23 protein-coding genes and 2 tRNA genes are annotated in these 21,549 nt (G+C 64.7%); 19 read left to right on the top strand and 6 right to left on the bottom strand.

All coding sequences use genetic code 11. From position 1 onward, the window contains the following. The first annotated feature begins 86 nt into the window (after positions 1–86). The 4 genes from GOQ09_RS09025 to GOQ09_RS09040 all read left to right on the top strand — a co-directional run bounded on the left by GOQ09_RS09025 (position 87) and on the right by GOQ09_RS09040 (position 5,017). The gene (locus GOQ09_RS09025) at positions 87–1,472 is read left to right on the top strand and encodes a M20/M25/M40 family metallo-hydrolase (RefSeq protein ID WP_242631041.1); all 1,386 of its coding nucleotides are present in this window, start codon (positions 87–89) and stop codon (positions 1,470–1,472) included. A gap of 76 nt (positions 1,473–1,548) precedes the next feature. Then, complete coding sequence (gene uvrC, locus GOQ09_RS09030; protein ID WP_157613130.1) at positions 1,549–3,510, top strand: excinuclease ABC subunit UvrC; 1,962 nt, start codon at positions 1,549–1,551, stop codon at positions 3,508–3,510. Positions 3,511–3,566: 56 nt separating this feature from the next. Beyond that, on the top strand, positions 3,567–4,133 hold the full coding sequence (gene pgsA / locus GOQ09_RS09035; protein ID WP_055804902.1) for a CDP-diacylglycerol--glycerol-3-phosphate 3-phosphatidyltransferase: 567 nt from the start codon (positions 3,567–3,569) through the stop codon (positions 4,131–4,133). Beyond that, a complete protein-coding gene (locus tag GOQ09_RS09040; protein WP_157613131.1) occupies positions 4,130–5,017 on the top strand; it encodes a DMT family transporter in 888 nt (295 codons plus the stop codon). The genes pgsA and GOQ09_RS09040 overlap by 4 nt, the downstream gene beginning before the upstream one ends. Positions 5,018–5,034: 17 nt before the next feature. Here the strand turns inward: GOQ09_RS09040 and GOQ09_RS09045 are convergent, their stop codons facing one another. Then, a complete protein-coding gene (locus GOQ09_RS09045; RefSeq protein WP_157613132.1) occupies positions 5,035–5,997 on the bottom strand; it encodes a LysR family transcriptional regulator in 963 nt (320 codons plus the stop codon). Between the two features lie 70 nt (positions 5,998–6,067). On the opposite strand from GOQ09_RS09045, the gene GOQ09_RS09050 reads away from it, so the two are divergent. The 6 genes from GOQ09_RS09050 to GOQ09_RS09075 all read left to right on the top strand — a co-directional run bounded on the left by GOQ09_RS09050 (position 6,068) and on the right by GOQ09_RS09075 (position 11,373). Then, positions 6,068–6,982, top strand: a complete 915-nt coding sequence (locus GOQ09_RS09050; RefSeq protein WP_157613133.1) for an alpha/beta fold hydrolase — start codon at positions 6,068–6,070, stop codon at positions 6,980–6,982. Continuing rightward, the gene (locus tag GOQ09_RS09055; RefSeq protein ID WP_157613134.1) at positions 6,979–8,064 is read left to right on the top strand and encodes a tartrate dehydrogenase; all 1,086 of its coding nucleotides are present in this window, start codon (positions 6,979–6,981) and stop codon (positions 8,062–8,064) included. Before GOQ09_RS09050 ends, GOQ09_RS09055 begins: the two co-directional genes overlap by 4 nt. 212 nt (positions 8,065–8,276) lie before the next feature. Next, a complete protein-coding gene (locus GOQ09_RS09060) occupies positions 8,277–8,549 on the top strand; it encodes an HU family DNA-binding protein (protein WP_007830705.1) in 273 nt (90 codons plus the stop codon). Between the two features lie 27 nt (positions 8,550–8,576). Beyond that, a tRNA-Val gene (locus GOQ09_RS09065) sits at positions 8,577–8,652 on the top strand. 75 nt (positions 8,653–8,727) lie between these two features. Continuing rightward, on the top strand, positions 8,728–10,638 hold the full coding sequence (locus tag GOQ09_RS09070; protein WP_157613135.1) for a SurA N-terminal domain-containing protein: 1,911 nt from the start codon (positions 8,728–8,730) through the stop codon (positions 10,636–10,638). 60 nt (positions 10,639–10,698) lie between these two features. Next, positions 10,699–11,373 (top strand): histidine phosphatase family protein, encoded by a 675-nt coding sequence (locus GOQ09_RS09075; RefSeq protein WP_157613136.1) that lies wholly within the window; start codon positions 10,699–10,701, stop codon positions 11,371–11,373. Positions 11,374–11,411: 38 nt separating this feature from the next. Here the strand turns inward: GOQ09_RS09075 and GOQ09_RS09080 are convergent, their stop codons facing one another. Both GOQ09_RS09080 and GOQ09_RS09085 read right to left on the bottom strand, forming a co-directional pair. After that, positions 11,412–11,744: a hypothetical protein gene (locus GOQ09_RS09080; protein ID WP_157613137.1), complete on the bottom strand. Its 333-nt coding sequence runs from the start codon at positions 11,742–11,744 to the stop codon at positions 11,412–11,414. A 19-nt stretch (positions 11,745–11,763) separates the two neighbouring features. Then, entirely contained in the window at positions 11,764–12,012 is a 249-nt protein-coding gene (locus tag GOQ09_RS09085; RefSeq protein WP_157613138.1) for a GlsB/YeaQ/YmgE family stress response membrane protein, read from the bottom strand. A 209-nt stretch (positions 12,013–12,221) separates the two neighbouring features. On the opposite strand from GOQ09_RS09085, the gene GOQ09_RS09090 reads away from it, so the two are divergent. The 3 genes from GOQ09_RS09090 to GOQ09_RS09100 all read left to right on the top strand — a co-directional run bounded on the left by GOQ09_RS09090 (position 12,222) and on the right by GOQ09_RS09100 (position 13,624). Beyond that, positions 12,222–12,854, top strand: a complete 633-nt coding sequence (locus tag GOQ09_RS09090; RefSeq protein ID WP_157613139.1) for a YbhB/YbcL family Raf kinase inhibitor-like protein — start codon at positions 12,222–12,224, stop codon at positions 12,852–12,854. 74 nt (positions 12,855–12,928) lie between these two features. Further along, positions 12,929–13,004: transfer RNA gene (locus GOQ09_RS09095), tRNA-His, on the top strand. 275 nt (positions 13,005–13,279) lie between these two features. Then, the gene (locus tag GOQ09_RS09100) at positions 13,280–13,624 is read left to right on the top strand and encodes an H-NS family nucleoid-associated regulatory protein (protein WP_157613140.1); all 345 of its coding nucleotides are present in this window, start codon (positions 13,280–13,282) and stop codon (positions 13,622–13,624) included. An 87-nt stretch (positions 13,625–13,711) separates the two neighbouring features. Here GOQ09_RS09100 and GOQ09_RS09105 read toward each other — a convergent pair whose 3' ends face one another. Further along, positions 13,712–14,698, bottom strand: a complete 987-nt coding sequence (locus GOQ09_RS09105) for an NADPH:quinone oxidoreductase family protein (RefSeq protein ID WP_157613141.1) — start codon at positions 14,696–14,698, stop codon at positions 13,712–13,714. 127 nt (positions 14,699–14,825) lie between these two features. Between GOQ09_RS09105 and surE the strand changes: the two genes are divergently transcribed. Genes surE through rlmD form a run of 5 tightly spaced genes read left to right on the top strand, consistent with a single transcriptional unit; the run spans position 14,826 to position 19,787 of the window. Further along, positions 14,826–15,584 carry a 5'/3'-nucleotidase SurE gene (gene surE, locus GOQ09_RS09110; protein ID WP_157613142.1) on the top strand — a complete coding sequence of 253 codons (759 nt, stop codon included), beginning with the start codon at positions 14,826–14,828 and terminating at the stop codon, positions 15,582–15,584. 2 nt (positions 15,585–15,586) lie between these two features. Next, positions 15,587–16,360 carry a protein-L-isoaspartate(D-aspartate) O-methyltransferase gene (locus GOQ09_RS09115; protein ID WP_157613143.1) on the top strand — a complete coding sequence of 258 codons (774 nt, stop codon included), beginning with the start codon at positions 15,587–15,589 and terminating at the stop codon, positions 16,358–16,360. Positions 16,361–16,371: 11 nt separating this feature from the next. Further along, complete coding sequence (locus GOQ09_RS09120) at positions 16,372–17,262, top strand: peptidoglycan DD-metalloendopeptidase family protein (protein ID WP_157613144.1); 891 nt, start codon at positions 16,372–16,374, stop codon at positions 17,260–17,262. Positions 17,263–17,266: 4 nt separating this feature from the next. Continuing rightward, positions 17,267–18,274 carry a sigma-70 family RNA polymerase sigma factor gene (locus GOQ09_RS09125; protein ID WP_157613145.1) on the top strand — a complete coding sequence of 336 codons (1,008 nt, stop codon included), beginning with the start codon at positions 17,267–17,269 and terminating at the stop codon, positions 18,272–18,274. Positions 18,275–18,326: 52 nt separating this feature from the next. Then, complete coding sequence (rlmD, locus tag GOQ09_RS09130) at positions 18,327–19,787, top strand: 23S rRNA (uracil(1939)-C(5))-methyltransferase RlmD (protein ID WP_157613146.1); 1,461 nt, start codon at positions 18,327–18,329, stop codon at positions 19,785–19,787. Between the two features lie 61 nt (positions 19,788–19,848). On the opposite strand, the gene GOQ09_RS09135 is transcribed toward rlmD, so the two are convergent. After that, a complete protein-coding gene (locus GOQ09_RS09135; RefSeq protein ID WP_126748851.1) occupies positions 19,849–20,550 on the bottom strand; it encodes a Bax inhibitor-1/YccA family protein in 702 nt (233 codons plus the stop codon). 162 nt (positions 20,551–20,712) lie between these two features. Between GOQ09_RS09135 and GOQ09_RS09140 the strand changes: the two genes are divergently transcribed. Further along, positions 20,713–21,120 (top strand): GlcG/HbpS family heme-binding protein, encoded by a 408-nt coding sequence (locus GOQ09_RS09140; RefSeq protein ID WP_028258861.1) that lies wholly within the window; start codon positions 20,713–20,715, stop codon positions 21,118–21,120. 196 nt (positions 21,121–21,316) lie between these two features. Here GOQ09_RS09140 and hemP read toward each other — a convergent pair whose 3' ends face one another. Further along, a complete protein-coding gene (gene hemP / locus GOQ09_RS09145; RefSeq protein WP_018903010.1) occupies positions 21,317–21,529 on the bottom strand; it encodes a hemin uptake protein HemP in 213 nt (70 codons plus the stop codon). Between the last annotated feature and the right edge of the window lie 20 nt (positions 21,530–21,549).

Below are 21,549 nucleotides of genomic sequence, written 5' to 3' on the forward strand. Positions count from 1 at the left end.
ACCACAACATTCCGGAGCGAGAAACCATGCGCATGAAGACCCGCCGTTCGCCGCTTTTCCCTGGTTGCCTTCGCACGGCGAGAACCATGCTCGCCCTTTCCTTGGCCTTGGGCGGCATCGTGGGCGCCTCGGCGCAAACCACGCCGTCGCTCACGCCGCAACAACAGCGATTTCATGGCATCTACAAGGAGCTCATCGAGATCAACACCAGCCATTCGGTGGGCGACAACACGCTGGCGGCGCGTGCGATGGAAAAGCGGCTGGTCGAGGCGGGCTTTGCCCCGGGCGACATCCAGATCCTGGAGCCCTTCCCCAAGAAGGGCAACCTGGTGCTGCGGTTCAAGGGCAACGGCAGCAAGAAGCCGTTGCTGCTGCTGGCGCACATCGACGTGGTCGAGGCCAAGCGCGAAGACTGGAAGACCGATCCCTTCAAGCTGCAGGAAACCGGCGGCTATTTCACGGCGCGCGGTTCCATCGACGACAAGGCCATGGCCGCGGCGCTGGTGTCGGTGCTGGGGCAGCTCAAGCAGGAAGGCTTCAAGCCCAGCCGCGACATCATCCTGGCGCTGACGGCGGACGAGGAGCGCGGCGATGCGCTCAGCAATGGCGCCTTCTGGCTGATCAACAACAAGCCCGAGCTGCTGCAGGCGGAATTCGGCATCAACGAAGGCGGCGGCGGGGAACTGCGCGGCGGCAAGCCCAACCTGCACCGCATGCAGGTGGCCGAGAAGATGTACACCACCTACATGCTCGAAGCGCGCGACGCGGGCGGCCACAGTTCGGTGCCGACAAAGACCAACCCGATCTATGCGCTGTCGGCGGGCCTGGAGCGTCTGGGCAACTACGCGTTCCCGGTCAAGCTGGCCGATGTCACGAAGACCTATTTCGCACGCAGCGCGCCATTTGCCACCGGCCAGCTGGCCGACGACATGCGTGCCATTGGCGGCGGCAACCCCGATGCCGCCGTGATCGAGCGGCTTTCGGCCAACCCGGCCTACAACGCGCAACTGCGCACCACGTGCGTGGCAACCATGGTGCAGGCGGGGCATGCCGAGAACGCGCTGCCGCAGTCGGCCAAGGCCACCGTCAATTGCCGCATCCTGCCGCACGACGACCCCGAGGAAATCGAACGCCTGCTGACCCAGGCCATCGGCAACGACAAGATCGTGGTGCGGAATGTCGGCAAGCCGCTGCGCAGCCCGGCCTCTCCGCTGAACGGCGACCTTGTGAAGACGGTCGAATCGGTGACGCAGGCCATGTGGCCGGGCGTGCCGGTGGTGCCGGCAATGAGCACGGGCGCCACCGACAGCCGCTTCATGCGCAACGCCGGCATTCCGATGTACGGTGTCACGGGCATGTTCCTCGACCCGGCGGACGCGCGCGCCCACGGGCTGGACGAGCGCATCGAGATCCAGCGACTGTATGACGGCCGCGAGTTCCTGTACCGGCTGGTGAGCGAACTTGCCAAGTAGCTCCGGGTCATAACAAACGCGGCGGCCGAGCTGGTCGCCGTGTTTCCGCCTTCTTCAGCGCGCCACAATAGCCGCCATGTCAGACGTGCATTCCGATCAGTTGCTCAGCGAAGTCGCGGCCTTGCCGCAGTTGCCGGGCGTGTACCGCTATTTCGATGCGGCCGGCGCGGTGCTCTATGTGGGCAAGGCGCGCAACCTCAAGAAGCGGGTTGCGAACTATTTCCAGAAGAGCCATGGCGGCACGCGCATCGGCCACATGATCTCGAAGATCGCGCGCATGGAGACCACCGTGGTGCGCTCCGAGGCCGAGGCGCTGCTGCTCGAGAACAACCTCATCAAGACGCTCAAGCCGCGCTACAACATCCTGTTTCGCGACGACAAGAGCTACCCATACCTGAAGATCGCCTCGCACGAGTTTCCGCGCCTGGCCTATTACCGTGGCGCAGTCGACAAGAAACATCGCTATTTCGGGCCGTACCCGAGCGCCTGGGCGGTGAAGGAGTCGATCCAGCTGCTGCAGAAAGTGTTCAAGCTGCGCACCTGCGAAGACACGGTGTACGCCAACCGCACGCGGCCTTGCCTGCTGTACCAGATCAAGCGATGCACCGGGCCCTGCGTGGGCTACATCACGCCCGAGGCCTATGCGCAGGACGTGGCCAGCGCCGAAGCCTTTCTGATGGGCGACACCCAGCTCGTGCTGTCGAAGCTCGAGGCGCGCATGACCGAGCACGCCGAGAAGCTCGAATTCGAGCAGGCCGCCGAGCTGCGCAACCAGATGTCGGCGATCTCGCGCGTGCTGCACCAGCAGTCGATCGAAATTGCTTCCGACAAGGACGTGGACATCCTCGCCGTGAAGGTGCAGGGCGGCAAGGCCTGCGTCAACCTGGCAATGGTGCGCGGCGGCCGACACCTCGGTGACCGCGCCTACTTTCCCGTGCACGTGGAAGACGCGGCGCAAATTCATCATGGCGAGCTCGATGCGGAAGAAGGCGCGGTGCCCGTGCCGGCCGATCCGATCGAAGTGCAGGTGCTCGAGGCCTTCATTGCCCAGCACTACATCGATGTGCCGGTGCCCGCCACGCTGGTGCTGAGCCATCTTGTGGGCCGCGAGCTGATGGAGGCGATTTCGCAGCAGGCCGGTTCGCGCGTGACCGCGGTGTTCCAGCCGCGCGAGCAGCGCAGGCACTGGCTCGAAATGGCCGAGACGAACGCGGGCCTGCAGCTGGCACGCCTCTTGGCCGAAGAGGGATCGCAGCAGGCGCGCACCCGCGCGCTGGCCGATGCGCTGGAGCTTGCGCCCGACGACCTCGACAACTTTCGCATCGAGTGCTTCGACATCTCGCACACCGCGGGCGAGGCCACGCAGGCATCCTGCGTGGTGTTCGAGCACCACACGATGCAGAACCGCGAGTACCGCCGCTACAACATCGAGGGCATCACGCCCGGCGACGACTACGCCGCAATGCGCCAGGTGCTGCATCGCCGCTACGGCAAGCTCGCCGAGGCCATGGCGGCCGAGACCGATGCGCCGCCCATGGGCGATGCCGCGGGCGCCGGCAGCGATGCGCCAGCGAAGACCAAGGCCGCGCGCATGCCCGACCTGGTGCTGGTCGATGGCGGCAAGGGCCAGGTATCGATGGCGCGCGAAGTGTTCAGCGAGCTCGGCCTGGCGCTGTCGCTCATCGTGGGGGTGGAGAAGGGCGAGGGCCGCAAGGTCGGGCTCGAGGAGCTGGTGTTTGCCGACGGCCGCGAGAAGGTCTACCTGGGCAAGGACTCTGCCGCATTGATGCTGATCGCCCAGATCCGCGATGAGGCGCACCGCTTCGCCATCACGGGCATGCGTGCCAAGCGCGCGAAGGTGCGCGTGGGCGGCAGCCAGCTCGAAGACATTCCGGGCATCGGGCCGAAGCGCCGGGCGCGCCTGCTGCAGCGTTTCGGCGGAATCCGCGGCGTGGCGGCGGCCAGCGTCGAAGACATCGCATCGGTCGAAGGCATTGCCACCGACCTTGCCGAGGAAATCTATCGCGCATTGCACTGAGGCCGATTTGCCCCTTGGCCTTCGGCCCGTCACGCGCGCATGACACAATCGCCCGCATGTTCTGGACCCTCCCGACCATCATGACCTGGACGCGCATCGTCGCGATTCCATTGATCGTTGGCGTGTTCTACCTGCCGATGGCCGAGCCGATGCGCAACCTGATTGCCACGGTGATGTTCATCGTCTTTGCAGCCACGGACTGGCTCGACGGCTACCTGGCGCGCAAGCTGAACCAGACCTCGGCCTTCGGCGCCTTTCTCGATCCGGTGGCCGACAAGTTCCTGGTGTGCGCCGCGCTGCTGGTGCTGGTGCACCTGCAGCGCGCCGATGTGTTCGTGGCGCTGATCATCATCGGCCGTGAAATCGCCATCTCGGCGCTGCGCGAATGGATGGCGCGAATCGGCGCCGGCAAGAGCGTGGCGGTCCACATGATCGGCAAGGTCAAGACGACCGTGCAGATGGTCGCGATTCCCTTCCTGCTGTATGACGGGCGCCTGTTCAAGGTCATCGACACGGGCCTCTGGGGCCAGTGGCTGATCTGGATCTCGGCGGTGCTCACCGTGTGGTCGATGGTCTATTACCTGCAAAAGGCCATTCCCGAGATCCGGGCCCACAGCAAATGACGGTGGCGGCCACGGCACGTGGCTCCGGGTGGCTGCGAGCCATGCCGGCGGTCTTCGTGCTCATATGGAGCACGGGCTTCATCGTTGCGCGCTACGGCATGCCCTATGCGCCGCCGCTCAAGTTCCTGGCCGTGCGCTATGCGCTTTCTCTGCTGTGCTTCTGCATCTGGGTCGCGCTGGCGCGGGTTGCCTGGCCGAAGGAGCGCGCGCAGTGGGGGCACCTTGCGGCCACGGGCGTGCTGATGCAGGCGGGTTACCTGGGCGGCGTGTGGGCGGCCGTGCATGCGGGCATGGGCGCGGGGCTGGTGGCGCTGATGGTCGGCATCCAGCCGGTGCTGACCGCCATCTGGCTCTCATTCACCGGCGGGCGCATTTCGCAGCGCCAATGGGCGGGGCTGGTCCTGGGGTTTGCGGGCCTGGTGCTCGTGGTGTCGCGCAAGTTCGGCCAGGGCACCGAGGTCAGCGCATTGACGATGGGGCTCGCCGTCATGGCGCTGCTTTCGATTACCGCAGGCACGCTGTACCAGAAGCGCTTCGTCGCGCCGTGCGACGTTCGCAGCGCGAGCGCCGTGCAGATGGCCGCGGCGTTGCTCGTGACCTTGCCCTTTGCGGCCATGGAAACGCAGGGCATCGAATGGAACGTGTACTCGACGGGCGCCATGGCGTGGTCGGTGCTGGTGCTGTCGCTCGGCGGCAGTTCGTTGCTCTACATGCTGATCCAGCGCGGCACGGCCACCGCCGTCACAAGCTTGCTGTATCTCGTGCCGCCATGCACGGCGGTGATGGCCTGGCTGCTGTTCCGCGAGCCGATCACCCTGGTGACGTTGCTGGGCATCGGGCTGACCGCGGCGGGCGTGAGCCTGGTGGTACGCAGCGCGCGCTGACCGGGCGCGTTTTTCTTTCAGCGCGGCGAACCGGCCTTGCCCGGTTTCCAGGGCTCGCCGCGGAACTGTTCGGCCAGGTGGTCGAGCAGCAGGCGTACACGGCGCGGCGTCTTGGGCCGCCAAGGCGCGATCCAGTGGATGTCCGCATCGGGCATGGCGTAGTGGGGCAGGACGCGCACCAGCTCGCCGGACGCCAGTTGCGGCGCAATATCCCACAGGCTGCGCAGCATGATTCCGTGGCCGGCCAGGCACCAGTCGCGCACCATCTCTCCGGAATTGCTGGTCAGCGGCCCCTGGACGCGCACACGCGCCGTGCTGCCATCGCGCGCGTGGCGCAGCGTCCATAGCGCGAACTGGTGCTGGTTGACCTCGCCGTTTTCGCGCGCCACCAGGCAGTCGTGCGTGCCCAGGGCGTCGACCGTGCCCGGCAGGCCGCGCCGCTCTATATATGAAGGAGAGGCGGCGAGCACGCGCTGGTTGCGCGCGATGCGGCGCGTTACCCAATCGGCCGCACGGCGCTGCTGCACGGCCCAGAGCCACAGCGCACCGTCGTAGCCTTCGGCCCCGAGGTCCGGGAGCCGCTCGGTCAGCAGCAGTTCGATCTGCAGCCCAGGGTGCCGTGACTGAAACGCTGCCAGCGCAGGGCCGAGCCAGCGCCGGCCGAAGCCGAAGGTGGCGGCCAGCCGTATCGTGCCGACCAGTGCGTTCTGCCGCTCGCCGAGTTCGCTTTCGAGTGCCGCAAAACCTTCGAGCAGCGCTCTGGCATGCAGGCAAACAGCCTCGCCCTCCGCCGTGACGCTGAGCCGGCGCGTGGTGCGTTCGAACAGCCGCTGGCCCAGCCGCGCTTCGAGTGCGCCAAGCCGCTTGGTCACCACCGAAGGCACCACGTCCAGCGTGGCGGATGCGCCCGCCAGGCTGCCCTGGTCGCGAATGGCCAGCACCAGCTCCAGGTCGCCCCGGTCCATCGACAATGGATTCATGCAAAATTGGAAAGTATGAATTGGCTGATTGTTGCTTGATGACCGGAGGAGCGCAACGCACAATGGCTGCGTGACTGCTTCCTTCTTCGACTTTCCTGAATTCGACATCGAGCGAGGCGGCGTGCGCGTGCATGGTCGCATCGGCGGCCGCGGCGCTCCGTTGCTGCTGCTGCATGGCCATCCGCAGACGCACCTCATCTGGCATCGTGTGGCGCCGGCGCTTGCCGAGCGGTTCACGGTGGTCGCGGTGGACTTGCGCGGCTACGGCGACTCCGGCCGTCCTGCGGACGATGCCGATCACGTGGCCTACAGCAAGCGCGAGATGGCGCTCGATGCGCTTGCCGCCATGCGCCACCATGGCTTCGAACGCTTCGGCGTGCTCGCGCATGACCGAGGCGCGCGGGTGGCGCATCGCCTGGCGGCGGACCATTCCGCTGCGGTCGACCGCATGCTGCTGCTGGACATCGCGCCCACGCTTTCGATGTACGAGAACACTACCGAGGCGTTTGCCCGCGCTTACTGGCATTGGTTCTTCCTGATCCAGCCGCCGCCGCTGCCCGAGGCGTTGATTGCTTCCGACCCCGTGCGCTACGTGCGCAGCGTGATGGGCGGGCGCCACGCGGGGCTCGCGCCTTTCGCACCCGAGGTGCTGGCCGAGTACGAGCGCTGCGCCGCAATTGCGGGCACGGCCGAATCCATTTGCGGCGACCACCGGGCTTCGGCCACCATCGACCTGGTGCATGACCGCGCCGACATTGCCGCCGGCCGGCAACTTGCGCAGCCCCTGCGCGTGCTTTGGGGCGAGCACGGCGCGGTAGGCCGGTGCTTCGACGTGCTGGCGCTCTGGCGCGAATGCGCCCTGCAGGTTTCGGGCCGCGCATTGCCTTGCGGCCACTATGTTCCGGAAGAAGCCCCCGGCGAGGTGCTCGCCGAGGCACTCCAGTTTTTTACTCCCCCTTTCCAGCAAGAAGGAACCACACCATGACCACCCACAGAATCGCAGTCATCGCCGGCGACGGCATCGGCAAGGAAACCATGCCCGAAGGCCTGCGCGTGGTCGATGCCGCGGCGCGCAAGTTCGGCATCGACCTGAAGTTCGACCACTTCGATTTTTCGAGCTGGGACTACTGCGAGAAGCACGGCAAGATGCTGCCCGACAACTGGAAGGACCAGATCGGCGGGCACGATGCGATCTACTTCGGCGCGGTGGGCTGGCCCGAAAAGATTGCCGACCACGTGTCGCTGTGGGGTTCGCTGCTGCTGTTTCGCCGCGAGTTCGACCAGTACATCAACCTGCGCCCCGCGCGGCTGATGCCCGGCATCATTGCGCCGGTGGTGCGCCGTGACGGCACCCCGCGCGAGCCGGGCGAGATCGACATGTACATCGTGCGCGAGAACACCGAAGGCGAATACTCCAGCATCGGCGGGCGCATGTACGAAGGCACTCCCCGCGAGATCGTGGTGCAAGAAACGGTGATGTCGCGCGTGGGCGTGGACCGCGTGCTCAAGTTCGCCTTCGAGCTTGCGCAATCGCGGCCGAAGAAGCATCTGACGAGCGCCACCAAGTCGAACGGCATCTCGATCACCATGCCCTACTGGGACGAGCGCGTGGCCGAAATGGCGAAGAACTACCCGGGCGTGAAGCTCGACAAGTTCCACATCGACATCCTCACCGCGCACTTCGTGCAGCGGCCCGACTTCTTCGATGTGGTGGTGGCCAGCAACCTGTTCGGTGACATCCTGTCCGACCTGGGCCCGGCATGCACCGGCACCATCGGCATTGCGCCGAGCGCCAATCTCAACCCCGAGCGCACCACGCCTTCGCTGTTCGAACCGGTGCACGGATCGGCGCCCGACATCGCGGGCAAGGGCATTGCCAACCCCATCGGGCAGATCTGGTGTGGCGCGATGATGCTCGAGTTCCTGGGGCACAAGAAGGCGCATGACGCGATTCTTGCCACCATCGAAAAGGTGCTTGCGCCCCAAAGCGGAGCACCGCGCACGCCCGACATCGGCGGCAAGGCGAGCACCAGCGATCTTGGCAAGGCAATTGCCGAAGCCCTTTGAAATAGAGTTCACGAAACGCCCCTAAAATCGCGCGCTCCGCTGTTCTGCATGGCCTCGTGTCGTATTGACACCCTGCAGACCAGTGGTTGTAATCCTCGCTGGCAGCGCGCTGCCGAGGCGTCAGTCCTGCCACACTTCTTGCGTCGCGTCATTCGCGGCCAGGTCGCACTGACGAAAGCCGACCAACTTTATTTCTTCGACAAGGGGCCCTTGTGAACAAGACCGAACTGATTGAGCACATCGCAAAAAACGCCGATATTTCCAAGGCCGCCGCCACGCGCGCGCTCGAATCCACCATCGGCGCCATTCGTACCACGCTCAAAAAAGGCGGCTCCGTGTCGCTGGTCGGTTTTGGCACTTTCGCAGTGGGCAAGCGGGCTGCTCGCACCGGCCGCAATCCCCGGACCGGCGACGCGATTAAAATCAAGGCCGCCAAGATTCCGAAGTTCCGTCCGGGCAAGGCGCTGAAAGACGCGCTCAACTAAGACGTAGACTCGGAGAGTTTCCCGGTGGGGTGCTTAGCTCAGTTGGTAGAGCGGCGCCCTTACAAGGCGTAGGTCGGGGGTTCGAGCCCCTCAGCACCCACCACCACCGATGCAAAGGCGAACACAGGTTCGCCTTTTTTATTGCCGTTCGACATCCGTCGCAAGAGAGTGTTCAAGCATGTTTGATTTCTTCCGCAAGTACAACAAGATCGTCATGATTTTCTTGTTCTTGCTGATCATTCCCTCGTTCGTCCTCTTCGGTGTGGACCGCTACCAGGGCTCCGGCAACGAGGAAAAGGTTGCGCGTGTCGATGGCAACAACATCACCCGTTCGGAGTGGGACGCCCAGCACCGCAACGAAGTCGACCGCATCCGCCAGCAGTCGCCGAACGTCGACCCGACGCTGCTCGATTCCGATGCAATGCGCTATGCCACGCTGGAGCGCCTGGTGCGCGACCGCGTGCTGGCAGCCGCTGCAGCCAAATCGAACATGACGGTGTCCGAAGAGCGGCTGTCCCGGATCTTCGCGCAGGACGCCGGCCTTGCCGCCTTCCGCACGCCAGATGGCAAGTTCGACCGCGAGACCTTCCAGCGCGTGACCGGCCGCACGCCGGAGCAGTACGAGGCCTCGATGCGTGCCGATCTCGCAACGCAGCAGGTGCTGCTGGGCATTTCGGGCACTGCGTTCACACCGCCCGCGCTGGCTGCCGCCACCATCAACGCCTTTTATGACAGCCGCGAAATCCAGGTCGCACGCTTCACCCCCGAGAGCTTCGCGTCGAAGGTGACGATCAGCGATGCCGACATCGAGACCTACTACAAGGACCACACGGCGCAGTTCCAGGCGCCCGAACAGGCCAGCATCGAGTACCTGGTGCTCGACCTCGAAGCGGCCAAGAAGAACGTCTCGGTGAACGAGGCCGACCTCAAGACCTACTACGAACAGAACAAGGCGCGCTTCGGCACGAAGGAAGAGCGCCGCGCGAGCCATATCCTGATTACCGCACCGGCGAGTGCGTCGGCGGCCGATCGCGAAAAAGCCAAGGCAAAGGCGGAGCAACTGCTGGCTGAAGTGAAGAAGGCACCAGCCACCTTTGCCGATGTGGCCCGCAAGAATTCGCAAGACCCCGGTTCCGCCGAGAAGGGCGGAGACCTCGACTTCGTGACCCGCGGCGCAATGGTCAAGCCGTTTGACGACGCGATGTTCGCGCTCAAGAAGGGCGACATCAGCGACGTGATCGAAACCGAGTTCGGCTATCACATCATCCGGCTGACCGACATCAAGCCGGCGGTGGTGCCTCCGTTCGAGCAGGTGCGTGCCACCATCGAGAGCGACGTTCGCGCGCAGCAGGCAACGCAGGAGTTCGCAAAGGCCGCGGAAGCCTTCACCGATGCGGTGTACCAGCAGCCCGACAGCCTCAAGCCCGCGGCGGACAAGCTGAAGCTCACGATCCAGACCGCCACCAATGTGGCGCGCACGCCCGCACCGGGCGCCACCGGTGCGCTGGCGAGCCGCAACTTCCTGAGCGCCTTGTTTGCGCCCGATTCGCTCGACCGCAAGCAGAACACCGAAGCCATCGAAGTCGGCTCCAACCAGCTCGCATCGGGTCGCGTGACGCAGTACTCGCCGGCGCGTCCCATTCCGCTGGCCGAAGTGAAGGACAAGATCCGCGCGCAACTCGTCACCGAGCGCGCCGCGGTGCTGGCAAAGACCGAAGGCGAGGCCAAGCTCGCTGCCTGGACCACCAAGGCCGACGGCGCAACCTTCGGCACACCGGTCACGGTTTCGCGCCGCGAATCGCAAAGCCAGCCTCTGGCAGTCATCGATGCCGCGCTGCGTGCCGATGCGTCCAAGCTGCCGGCGCTGGTGGGTGTCGATCTGGGCACCCAGGGCTATGCGGTGGTTCGCGTGACCAAGGTCGTTCCGCGCACGCCTTCGGCACCTGAACAGGCGCAGCAAGAGAACGCGCAGATCGGCCAATCCGTGGCCGCCGCGGAGGATGTTGCGTACTACAACATGCTGAAGGAACGCTTCAAGGCCGAGATCCTCGTGCCGAAGCCGGCGGACACGCTGCCGGCGGCACGCTGACCCGGCGTTCCGTCGCACGAGGGACAAGCGCGCACTGCGCTTGTCGCCAGAATCGCGTGCATGGGAACCCTCTACCTTGTGCGCCACGGGCAGGCCAGTTTCGGCGCCGCCGACTACGACAACCTGAGCGAGCTCGGGCACAGGCAGTCCGTGCGGCTGGGTGAATACTGGCGCGAGCGCGGCATGCACTTCGATGCGGTGATCACGGGCACGTTGAAGCGGCATCGCCAGACCTGGGAGGGCATTGCACAGGGGCTCGGACTGCAGCGCGACGACGTGCTGCCATGGCCCGGGCTCAACGAGTACGACAGCGAGGCTGTCATTGCCACCATCCACGAAGGCAAGCTCGAGAAACCCGATTCGCCCGAGATGTACCGCCATCATTTCCGCCTCTTGCGCAATGGACTGGGCGCCTGGATGCAAGGCAGGACCCGGCCAGCCGGTATGCCGAGCTATGTGGACTTTCTGTCGGGCGTGACCACGGCGCTCGACCACGTGCGCGACCGCCACCATGGCGCCAAGGTGCTGGTGGTGTCGAGCGGCGGGCCGATCAGCACGGCGGTTGGGCATGTGCTTGGCACGAGCCCGGAAACCACGATCGAGCTCAATCTGCGCATCCGCAACACGGCGGTGACGGAGTTCGCTTTTACGCCCAAACGCCACATGCTCGTGACGTACAACACCCTGCCGCATCTGGATGCCCCCGCGTACGAGGGCTGGGTTACTTACGCCTGAACGACCGGCGCCAGGAAGGTCGGAAGAGGGCGCCGGCCTCAGGCCTGCCAGACGCCGTAGCCGTTAGCGCGCAGCCGGATGCCGAGCTCGACCTCCATCGACCGCGCGTCCTCGTAGCTCATCGGGTTGTAGCGCTCATAGAGGGCGGGCAGCAGCCGCAGGCCAAACTCCTGCACAAAGGTGTTCGCCTGAATTCCGGCCTTGTGCTTGTCGAAACGAATGTCCGGGTCGAGCCCGGTCATTCCGACGTAGACGAAAGGCTTGCCGAGTTGATAGTCGGGATTGGCCCGCCTGAAGCGGCCGTTGTTCCATACGCGGTCGTCGAGCTCGACCACGTAGACATGATGCTTGGCTCGTGGTTTGCGCGGCATCAGTGCGCAGCGCCCGAAATCAGCTCTTGCGCTTGACCAGGCCGTAAAGAACGAGCAGCACGATCGCGCCGAGCACTGAAGCGATGAAGCCGGCGCCCTGGCCCGCGGTGTACCAGCCCATGGCCTGGCCAACGTAGGTCACGATCAATGAACCCGCGACGCCGATCAGCGTTGTCACGATGAAGCCCGCGGAATCGTCGCCCGGCTTGACGGCCCGCGCAACCAGACCCACGATGAACCCGATCAGAATAGTCCAGACGATGCTCATGAAGAAGTTCCTTTGGCGGTGAATTGGAAGAAGCGGGAAAGCATTGCCCGTTGATTCAGGCGACGATCATGATAGCGGAGCAAAACCGGCATCACGGGCCAGGAAATACAACGGACGTGCGTTCGAGAAATTTGGCGCGGACTCCGGCCATCTCTCGCTTGCAGCGGCGTCCTACAGGGTGATCTGCCGCACCGGGCTATACCGAAGCCATGCTCGAAAAATTGCCCGAAGTCATAGGTCACGCGCTGCACGGCGTGCGCGCCGGCCTTGACAAGATTATTTTCAACACGCTCGGAATGCGGCAGGGCATGGCATGCATATCCCTGACCAGTGTGGCGTTCGTGGACCATGGGCCGCTGCCCCCGCGCTATACGGCTGACGGCGAAGGCTTGTCGCCGCCACTTCAGTGGGCCCAACTGCCGGCGGAAACCACCTCGTTGGTACTGGTGGTGGAGGACGCCGACTCGCCGACCCCGAATCCGCTGGTGCATGCGATCGTTGTGGGGCTGCGGCCGAGCGACGGCAAGCTCGACGAGGCCGCCATTCCGAGTCGCGATAACGAAGGCGCCGCCGGCCTGCATGTCGGACGCAACTCCGGGCTGCAGGCCGCGTGGCTGCCGCCAGACCCGCCGCCGGGGCATGGCGCCCACCGCTACGCTTTCCAGCTGTTTGCGCTCGGCAGCGTGCCTTCGTTTTCCTCCGCGCCGGGGCGCGACGAGATATTCGAAGCGCTGCGTGAGCATGCGCTGGCCAGCGGCCTGCTGATCGGCACCTGCGAAAGGCCGGATGGCTCCATCAAGATCGAGAAGACCGCGCCGGCGGGCCCATTGGCAACGGGTTGAGCGCGATCTCAGTCATCTTGAATGCCCCGGTGGCGAAAACGGGAGTTTTTGACGCTACAATTGCGGGCTCTTCGGTGGCTGTAGCTCAGCTGGTAGAGTCCCAGATTGTGATTCTGGTCGTCGTGGGTTCGAGTCCCATCAGCCACCCCAAATACTTTCCCTGACCGCTATTGCGCAATAGCGTCCAAAGGGACATCAACGCCGGGCCAGTCCCGGCGTAGTCATTTCCGGCGCTTGCTGCCGTTGGGGCTTAACCCCTTGTATTCCCTCTTTTTGTTCGATAAGAGCGCCCGATCCAGGTGCGTGTTGCATTGTGCGCTGCCGCACGCGAACTGCTTGCCCCGGGTTTTTCTGGTAGCGGCATGCTTGTTTTAAATTGGAATTGAATTAAAATCCGCCCCGTTTCCAATTTTCAGGAGTCCACAATGGCTTCGACCCTTGCCGATATCAATTCCCAGATCAAGAAGCACGACGAGCTGATTGCGCAATTGCGCAAGCAGGCCGAAGACCTTCGCAACCAAGAACGTGCGGGCGTCATTGAAGAGGTGCGCAAGAAAATCGCCGAATACGGTTTGACTGCTTCCGATCTGAAACTCAGCGCACGCGGCGGGTCGGTCAAGCGCGGCAACGCGGTTCCCGGAACCAAGGCAGCGGCCAAATACCGTGGCCCGAGCGGCGAAACCTGGTCGGGCGGCCGCGGCCGCAAGCCACGTTGGGTGACCGAAGCCCTGGCCGCCGGCAAGTCGCTTTCCGAGTTCGAGATCAAGTAAACACTCGACATGGCCTTCGGCCAATAAAAAAGCCCGCATCTGCGGGCTTTTTTATTGCGAGCGTGGAACCAACCGGGCGCGGCGCGCTCAGTTCACCATGACGAGTTTTCCTTTGACACCGCGTGAGCCCATGTGGGCGTAGGCCGCTTTCAATTCTGCCATCGGCATCGTGCTGTCGATCACGGGCTTGATCTTTCCCCGGCCGTACCACTGCGCCAATTCGGCCATCATTTGTGCATTGGCCTTGGGCTCGCGCTTGGCAAAATCGCCCCAGAACACACCAACCAGCGACGCGCCTTTCAGCAGCGTCAGATTCAAAGGCAGCGATGGAATCGGGCCCGAGGCAAAGCCGACCACCAAATAACGGCCGCGCCAACCGATCGAGCGAAATGCGGGCTCCGCAAAATCGCCGCCCACCGGGTCGTAAATGACGTCCGGCCCCTTGCCATCGGTTGCAGCCTTGATGGCGTCACGAAAACCGTTTGGCAGCGCATGTGTCGTGTAGTTGATGGTGGCATCGGCGCCAATGGAGCGGCAGAGTTCGCATTTCTCATCGGTGGAAGCTGCCGCAATCACTTTTGCACCGGCTGCCTTTGCGATTTGTATGGCCGCGGTGCCCACACCGCCGGCGGCGCCGAGCACGAGCACGGTTTCTCCGGCCTTGAGCTGCGCCCTGTCCATCAGCGCATGCCACGATGTGGCATAGATCATGATGAATGCCGCCGCGTCAACGTGGCCGAAGCCTTCCGGCAGCGGCATGCAAAGCGCCGCCGGCGCCAGTGTGTGGGTTGCGAAGCCCCCGGTTCCCGAAAGGCAGGCCACGTTCTGGCCAATGGAAAGATGCGTGACGCCTTCGCCCACCGCCTGGACGATGCCGGCGTATTCCGAACCAGGCACGAAGGGCAGTGGCGGCTTGATCTGGTATTTGTTCTGGACGATCAGCAAATCGGGAAAATTGAGGCTGGCAGCCCTGATTTCGATCAGCACCTGGCCCGGACCCGGCGTTGGTGTGGGCAGTTCTTTCCAGGTCAGCGCATCGACGCCGGTGGGGTTTTCGCAAAGCCATGCGTGCATGCTCGGTCTCCTTGGATGAGTCGTGTGTGGGCAATGAATGCGAGGCGATGATAGGGGGCGCGGCAGGGCGCCGTTGTCCCTGCTGCGACGCACCCGGCGCCTACAATCCGGGGCATCCAGAAGCACCATGAAGATACTTATTTCCAATGACGATGGCTTTCAGGCGCCGGGCATCGTCGCATTGCACGACGCCCTGAAAGACATCGCCGATGTCGAGGTGGTTGCACCCGAGCACAACAACAGTGCCAAGTCGAACGCGCTGACCCTGGCCGCGCCGCTCTACGTGCACAAGGCGCACAACGGTTTTCGCTACGTCACGGGCACTCCGGCCGATTGCGTTCATATCGCGCTCAAGGGGCTGCTCGACTACCGGCCCGACCTGGTGGTGTCCGGCATCAACAACGGCGCCAACATGGGCGACGACACCATCTACTCGGGCACCGTTGGGGCGGCAATGGAGGCGTACCTGTTCGGCATTCCAGCCATTGCGTTCTCGCAGATCGAAAAGGGCTGGGCCCATGTCGATGCGGCCGCGCAGGTGGCGCGCCGGCTGGTTCAGCAGATCGAGCGCGAGCGCATGATCGAAGGCGGTGCTTTCCTGCTCAATGTGAATGTGCCGAACCGGCCGTTCGAGGAGCTCAAGCCGATCAAGGTTTGCCGGCTCGGCCGCCGCCACGCGGCGGAAAAGGTGATTACGCAGGAAAGCCCACGTGGCGAAACGATGTACTGGATTGCGGGCGCCGGCAGTGCCAAGGACAGCGGCGAGGGCACCGACTTTCACGCAACTGCCGCCGGCCACGTCGCATTGACGCCGCTGCAGATCGACCTCACCGACCACGCCAACCTGGGGCAATGGCGCGAGACGGTCGCCCGTCTCGGCAACTGAGCATGGCCACGCAACGGCCTGGTTTCCCGGTTCGCCTGACACCCACCGCTTCGGCCGCCACGCGAGGGCGCATGCCCGCCGCGCCAGCCAAGCCTCTGGTGCCGGCCACGCCCTCGATGGCTTCCGACGCCGTACGTGCGCGCATGGTGCAGAAGCTCGCCGCCCAAGGCATTACCGACCCCCGCGTGCTTCGTGCGCTGGGCGCGGTGGAGCGGCATCGTTTTGTCGACAGTGCGCTGGTCAACCAGGCCTACGAAGACACGAGTCTGCCCATCGGGCTGGGCCAGACCATTTCCAAGCCCAGCGTGGTGGCTCGCATGATCGAGCTTTTGCTGGGGGCGCCTGCCTTGGTGGGCAAGCCGCAAGACCGGCTCGGACGCGTGCTCGAAATCGGCACCGGTTGCGGCTACCAGGCTGCGGTGCTGAACCACGTGGCCACGGAGGTCTACAGCATCGAGCGCTTGCGCGGGCTGCACGAGCGCGCGCGCGCCAACCTGAGGCACTTCCGGCTCGCCACCGTGCACCTGATGCTCGGCGACGGCATGGTTGGCTACGCCAAGGGTGCACCCTATGCAGGAATCATCGCCGCAGCAGGTGGCGAAGCGGTCCCGCAAGCCTGGACCGATCAACTCGCAGTGGGCGGACGCATCGTCGCGCCCACCCAATCGGCGGGGGGCGGACAGGCCCTCGTCGTCATCGATAAAACCGCCCGTGGGCTGGAGCGCCGCATTCTTGAGGCGGTTCACTTTGTCCCCCTAAAATCGGGCATCGCTTGAAGGAACAACACATGCAGGGTTTTGGCAATCGGAGTTGGTGCGCTGGTATCACGTTGGCCGTTGTGCTCGTGATTGCAGGCTGCGCCGCACCGCGAGGGCCGGCGCCGGTCGAAGACCGTGGCACGATGACGCGCGCGCCCAATGCGGTACCCGGTGGCCCGCTTATCACTACCGATGCGTCGGGTAAGCCGCTTCCCGGCATCGAGAACTATGGCAAGCCGGGCTATTACGCCGTGCGCCCCGGCGACACGATTCGCCGCATCGGAAACGAGACCGGCCAAAGCTGGCAGAACATCGCTCGCTGGAACAATCTGGACAACCCAGACCTGATCGAAGTCGGCCAGGTGCTGCGTGTGGTTCCTCCGGTGGGTCCGACCTCTACCCCCGTGGCGGCCGCGGCCGCTCCGACCGAAGGCGCAGTGACCAAGCCCGTGACGCCGCCGGCTGTGCTGCCCGCCGCGCCCGCGAGCGCCGCGGCCAGCAAGCCGCCGGTTACCGCATCGCCCTCGGCACCTGCTGCGAATTCGGGCGACGAGGATCTCGGCTGGATCTGGCCCGCGCACGGCACGCTCATAGCCGGGTTCGACGATGCGAAGAACAAGGGCTTCGATATCGGCGGCAAAGCCGGCGACGCGGTCCTGGCCGCGGCCGATGGCCGCGTGGTCTATGCAGGCGCAGGCCTGCGCGGCTACGGCAACCTGATCATCCTGAAGCACAACAACACCTACCTCACGGCCTATGCGCACAACCAGACGCTGCTCGTGAAGGAAGACCAGTCGGTGCAAAAGGGACAGAAGATCGCCGAGATGGGCAACAGCGACGCGGATCGCGTCAAGCTGCACTTCGAAATCCGTCGCCAGGGCAAGCCTGTCGACCCGGCACGCTACCTGCCGAGCCGGTAATGCCATGGCCGCCTCTCGCCCCCGCCGCACACTGCCTGTGCGCCGGTCGGCGGGCAAGGGCGAAGCAGCCGCAGACCACAATCTAGACAGCACGCCTGCAGCAAGGCCCAGCCGGGCTGCCGCACACCCGATTGCGGTTGCCGAACCGCCAGGCGGCGAGGGCGCGGATGCCCTGACCATCTACCTGCGGCAGGTTCGGCGCACCGAACTCTTCACGCCCGAGCAGGAATACCAGGCCGCATGCGCTGCCCGCGCCGGCGACTTTGCAGCGCGGCAATCGATGATCGAACACAACCTGCGGCTGGTTGTGAACATCGCCAAGGCCTACCTGGGCCGCGGCGTGCCGCTTTCCGATCTGATCGAGGAAGGCAACCTCGGTCTGATGCACGCCATCACCAAGTTCGAACCCGAGCGCGGCTTTCGCTTTTCCACTTATGCGACGTGGTGGATCCGGCAATCGGTCGAGCGGGCCGTCATGACCCAGGCCCGGGCGATCCGCCTGCCCGTGCAGGTGGTGCGCGAACTGCAACAGGTGCTGCGGGCCCGTCGCACGCTCGAAGGCGATTCGGACTTTCTGGCGAACCGGCCCGACGGCGTGCGCGTGGAAGACATTGCCGCGTTTCTGGGGCGCGAAGTGCAGGCGGTGGCGGAGCTGCTGGCGCTGGCGGAGGCGCCGCGCTCGCTGGATGGCGGCGACGCGCATGGTGACGAAGGCTTTACCTTGGCAGACACCGTGGCCTCCGACGACGAGCGAGGCGACCCGACCGACGTGACCCACACGCACGAGGTCGAACGCCTGCTCGACCAGTGGGTTCATGCGCTCGATGCACGCGAGCGCGAGGTGCTCGAGGGCCGCTATGGCTTGCATGACCGGGAGCCCGAAACGCTCGAAGTGTTGAGCGTCCGGCTCGGCCTGACGCGGGAGCGCGTGAGGCAGATCCAGAACCAGGCACTCGCCAAGATGCGCCGCCAGCTGGTCCGCTCCGGCGTGGGGCGCGACGCCTTGTTCTAGGCGGAGCCGGGGCAGCCGCGGGAAGCCGGGCCGGCGCTGAGACAATCGGGGGATGACGGAATCCACTGAAGAAAAGAAAGTCCCCACGAAAGCGGCCGGGAAGACCCCGGCCAGCGCCCCGGACGAATGGCTCAAGGTCGAGTCGCTCGACCTGGATGCGCAGGGTGTCGCCCACAACGCCCAAGGCATGGTCGTGTTCATCGAGGGCGCCCTGCCTTTCGAGGAAGTGCAGCTCAGCGTTCACCGGCGCAAGAACAACTGGGAACAAGGCACGGTCACCGCCATCCGGCGTGAATCGTCGCAACGCGTGCGCCCGGGCTGCCCGCACTTCGGGCTGCACACCGGCGCGTGCGGCGGCTGCAAGATGCAGCACCTGGACGCCGCGGCGCAGGTGGCGGTTAAGCAGCGTGCGCTCGAAGACAACCTGTGGCATCTCGGCAAGGTGCGGCCAGAGAACGTGCTGCGGCCGATGGAAGGGCCGGCCTGGCACTACCGCTACCGCGCCCGGCTCTCGGTGCGCCATGTGGTCAAGAAGGGCACGGTGCTGATCGGCTTTCACGAGCGCAAGAGCCGGTATCTTGCCGACATGCAGGTGTGCCCGGTGCTGCCGAAGCAGGTCAGCGACATGCTGATGCCGCTGCGCGAACTGATCGGCTCGATGGATGCTCGCGAAACCTGTCCGCAGATCGAGCTTGCCTGCGGCGATGCGCCGGGGACGACCGTGCTCGGCACGATTGCGCTGGTGCTCAGGCACCTGGAGCCGCTGTCCAACGCGGACATCAGCCGCTTGAAGGCGTTCGCGGCGCAGAACCCGGGCGTTCAATGGTGGCTGCAGGCCAAGGGCCCCGAAACAGTGAAGCTGCTGGAAGAGGGCGGCACGCCGCTGTCGTACGAACTGCCGGAGTTCGGCGTCACCATGCTGTTCAAGCCGACCGATTTCACGCAGGTCAATCCGCACATCAATCGCGCGCTGGTGGGCAAGGCGCTGCGCCTTCTCGATGTGCAGCCGCAAGAGCGTGTGATCGACTGGTTCTGCGGGCTGGGCAATTTCACCCTGCCGCTGGCCAGCCGTGCGCGCGAGGTTCTTGGCATTGAAGGCAGCGACACCCTGGTGGCGCGCGCGAGCGACAACTTCAAGAAGAATGAACCTGCCACGCTGGCCAGGCGGGCGCTTTCGCCAACCCGGTTCGTGGCGCGCAATCTCTTCGAAATGACACCCGCCATGCTGGTGGCCGACGGCAGCGCGGACAAGTGGCTGGTCGACCCCCCGCGCGAAGGCGCCTTCGCGCTCGCCAAGGCCATGGCCGACCTGCACCTGCAACCCGAGCTGCGAACCGACGGCTGGACGCCGCCGAAGCGCATCGTGTACGTGAGCTGCAATCCGTCCACCCTTGCGCGGGATGCGGGGCTGCTCGTGCACCAGGCCGGGTATCGGTGCACCTTTGCCGGAGTGATCAACATGTTCCCGCACACGGCGCACGTGGAGTCGATTGCGGTGTTCGATCTGGCATGAAAAAAGGGCCCGAGAGGGCCCTTTTTATTGGCGCTACGGGAAGCGCCTTCGTTCGATTCAATCAGTCGCGTTCGCCGCCGGCAATGCCCAGCAGGGCGAGCAGGCTCTGGAACACGTTGAACAGGTCCAGGTAGAGCGCAAGCGTGGCGCTGATGTAGTTGGTTTCGCCGCCATCCATGATCTGCTTCAGGTCATAGAGCATGAAGGCCGAGAAGATGCCGATGGCAGCCACCGAGATGGCCATCATGCCGGCGCTCGAGCCGACGAAGACATTGATGATGGCGCCCACCATCAGCACCATGGCGCCGACGAAGAGCCACTTGCCCATCCCGGACAGGTCGCGCTTGATCACGGTGGCCAGCGAAGCCATCACGAAGAACACGCCGGCGGTGCCGCCGAACGCGGTCATGATGAGCTCGGAGCCGTTCTTGAAGCCCAGCACCATCGCGATGAGCCGCGACAGCATCAGGCCCATGAAGAAGGTGAAGGCCAGCAGCACCGGCACGCCGGCGGCCGAGTTCTTGGTTTTCTCGATGGCGAACATGAAGCCGAAGGCGCCGCCGAGGAAAACGATGAGGCCCAGGCCGCCCGTGAGCGAGCGGGTAATGCCGGTGCTGACGCCGATCCATGCGCCCAGCACGGTGGGCAGCAGGCTCAGGGCGAGCAGCCAGTAGGTGTTGCGCAGGACGCGTTGGCGCTCAGCCTGCGGCAGCACCTGGCCGTAGCCGGTGGAAGTGTCGAGGGTGGTCACGCGGTCGTTCATGGCAGTAGCTCCTTGGGTTGCTGCACTGACGCAGTTGGGCGCATTCTAGGGTTCTGCAAGAGGGGGTGATACAAAGACCGTATGGATGATGGTCCTAAGGGCGCCAGGACCGGCCGGCTCTTTGGCCGTTATGCTCTTGGGTTTACGCAACCGACGCTCAAAATGAAGACCAAGTCCTTCCTCGAACTCGCCGACGTCAAGGCCATTGCCGCGGCTGCCGAAGCCGAAGCCCTCAAGAACAACTGGGCCGTCACCATCGCCATTTCTGACGACGCAGGCAACCTGCTCTGGCTCCAGCGCCTGGACGGGGCTGCGGCCCTGTCTTCGCACATTGCCCCGGCCAAGGCCCATACGGCAGCCATGGGCCGCCGCGAAAGCAAGGTCTACGAAGACATCATCAACGGCGGCCGCACCGCGTTTCTCACGGCGCCCGCCGTGCAGGGCCTGCTGGAGGGCGGCGTGCCGATCGTTAAGGACGGCCAGGTGATCGGCGCCGTGGGCGTGAGCGGCGTGAAGTCGAACGAAGATGCCCAGATCGCCAAGGCGGGCATCGCAGCGCTCGGCCTTTGAGGAAGTAGCTTGCTGCGCGGTGTTCCGCGCAGAAAAAAGCAAAACGCCGACTTCGAGTCGGCGTTTTTTTATGGGTATTCAGCGTGAAAAAAAGCTTGGCTAGTCGGCGAACCGTTGGCTAGCAAAAACGACCCTTCGGAGATGAATCTCCTGGAGTCGCCCCACGATGAAACTTGCGCGAAGGGCGGGCTGATGCTTACTTGGTAAGGATCAGCTTGCCGAGTTTGGTCGCCTGAAGACGATAGAGGGAACCGTTGTGCATGATGCCCACGGTCTTGCTTCCCTTGAGAAGCTCCGTGCTTTCGACCATCGGTGCCGGACGCGGGGCCTGGATGGACGCATGTCCGCCACCCGATTGGTCGAGCGACGGATGACTCAAAACAGAAAAGGCGTTCGGTTTGGCTTGCATCTGAAATTCCCCTTATCGAA

Source organism: Variovorax paradoxus (assembly GCF_009755665.1).
GTDB lineage: Bacteria > Pseudomonadota > Gammaproteobacteria > Burkholderiales > Burkholderiaceae_C > Variovorax > Variovorax paradoxus_G.

Coding starts and splice junctions, on each gene's coding strand:
- GOQ09_RS09025 (WP_242631041.1), top strand. CDS start 87: ATGCTCGCCCTTTCCTTGGCCTTGGGCGGCATCGTGGGCGCCTCGGCG.
- uvrC (WP_157613130.1), top strand. CDS start 1,549: ATGTCAGACGTGCATTCCGATCAGTTGCTCAGCGAAGTCGCGGCCTTG.
- pgsA (WP_055804902.1), top strand. CDS start 3,567: ATGTTCTGGACCCTCCCGACCATCATGACCTGGACGCGCATCGTCGCG.
- GOQ09_RS09040 (WP_157613131.1), top strand. CDS start 4,130: ATGACGGTGGCGGCCACGGCACGTGGCTCCGGGTGGCTGCGAGCCATG.
- GOQ09_RS09045 (WP_157613132.1), bottom strand. CDS start 5,997: ATGAATCCATTGTCGATGGACCGGGGCGACCTGGAGCTGGTGCTGGCC.
- GOQ09_RS09055 (WP_157613134.1), top strand. CDS start 6,979: ATGACCACCCACAGAATCGCAGTCATCGCCGGCGACGGCATCGGCAAG.
- GOQ09_RS09070 (WP_157613135.1), top strand. CDS start 8,728: ATGTTTGATTTCTTCCGCAAGTACAACAAGATCGTCATGATTTTCTTG.
- GOQ09_RS09075 (WP_157613136.1), top strand. CDS start 10,699: ATGGGAACCCTCTACCTTGTGCGCCACGGGCAGGCCAGTTTCGGCGCC.
- GOQ09_RS09080 (WP_157613137.1), bottom strand. CDS start 11,744: ATGCCGCGCAAACCACGAGCCAAGCATCATGTCTACGTGGTCGAGCTC.
- GOQ09_RS09085 (WP_157613138.1), bottom strand. CDS start 12,012: ATGAGCATCGTCTGGACTATTCTGATCGGGTTCATCGTGGGTCTGGTT.
- GOQ09_RS09090 (WP_157613139.1), top strand. CDS start 12,222: ATGCTCGAAAAATTGCCCGAAGTCATAGGTCACGCGCTGCACGGCGTG.
- GOQ09_RS09100 (WP_157613140.1), top strand. CDS start 13,280: ATGGCTTCGACCCTTGCCGATATCAATTCCCAGATCAAGAAGCACGAC.
- GOQ09_RS09105 (WP_157613141.1), bottom strand. CDS start 14,698: ATGCACGCATGGCTTTGCGAAAACCCCACCGGCGTCGATGCGCTGACC.
- surE (WP_157613142.1), top strand. CDS start 14,826: ATGAAGATACTTATTTCCAATGACGATGGCTTTCAGGCGCCGGGCATC.
- GOQ09_RS09115 (WP_157613143.1), top strand. CDS start 15,587: ATGGCCACGCAACGGCCTGGTTTCCCGGTTCGCCTGACACCCACCGCT.
- GOQ09_RS09120 (WP_157613144.1), top strand. CDS start 16,372: ATGCAGGGTTTTGGCAATCGGAGTTGGTGCGCTGGTATCACGTTGGCC.
- GOQ09_RS09125 (WP_157613145.1), top strand. CDS start 17,267: ATGGCCGCCTCTCGCCCCCGCCGCACACTGCCTGTGCGCCGGTCGGCG.
- rlmD (WP_157613146.1), top strand. CDS start 18,327: ATGACGGAATCCACTGAAGAAAAGAAAGTCCCCACGAAAGCGGCCGGG.
- GOQ09_RS09135 (WP_126748851.1), bottom strand. CDS start 20,550: ATGAACGACCGCGTGACCACCCTCGACACTTCCACCGGCTACGGCCAG.
- GOQ09_RS09140 (WP_028258861.1), top strand. CDS start 20,713: ATGAAGACCAAGTCCTTCCTCGAACTCGCCGACGTCAAGGCCATTGCC.
- hemP (WP_018903010.1), bottom strand. CDS start 21,529: ATGCAAGCCAAACCGAACGCCTTTTCTGTTTTGAGTCATCCGTCGCTC.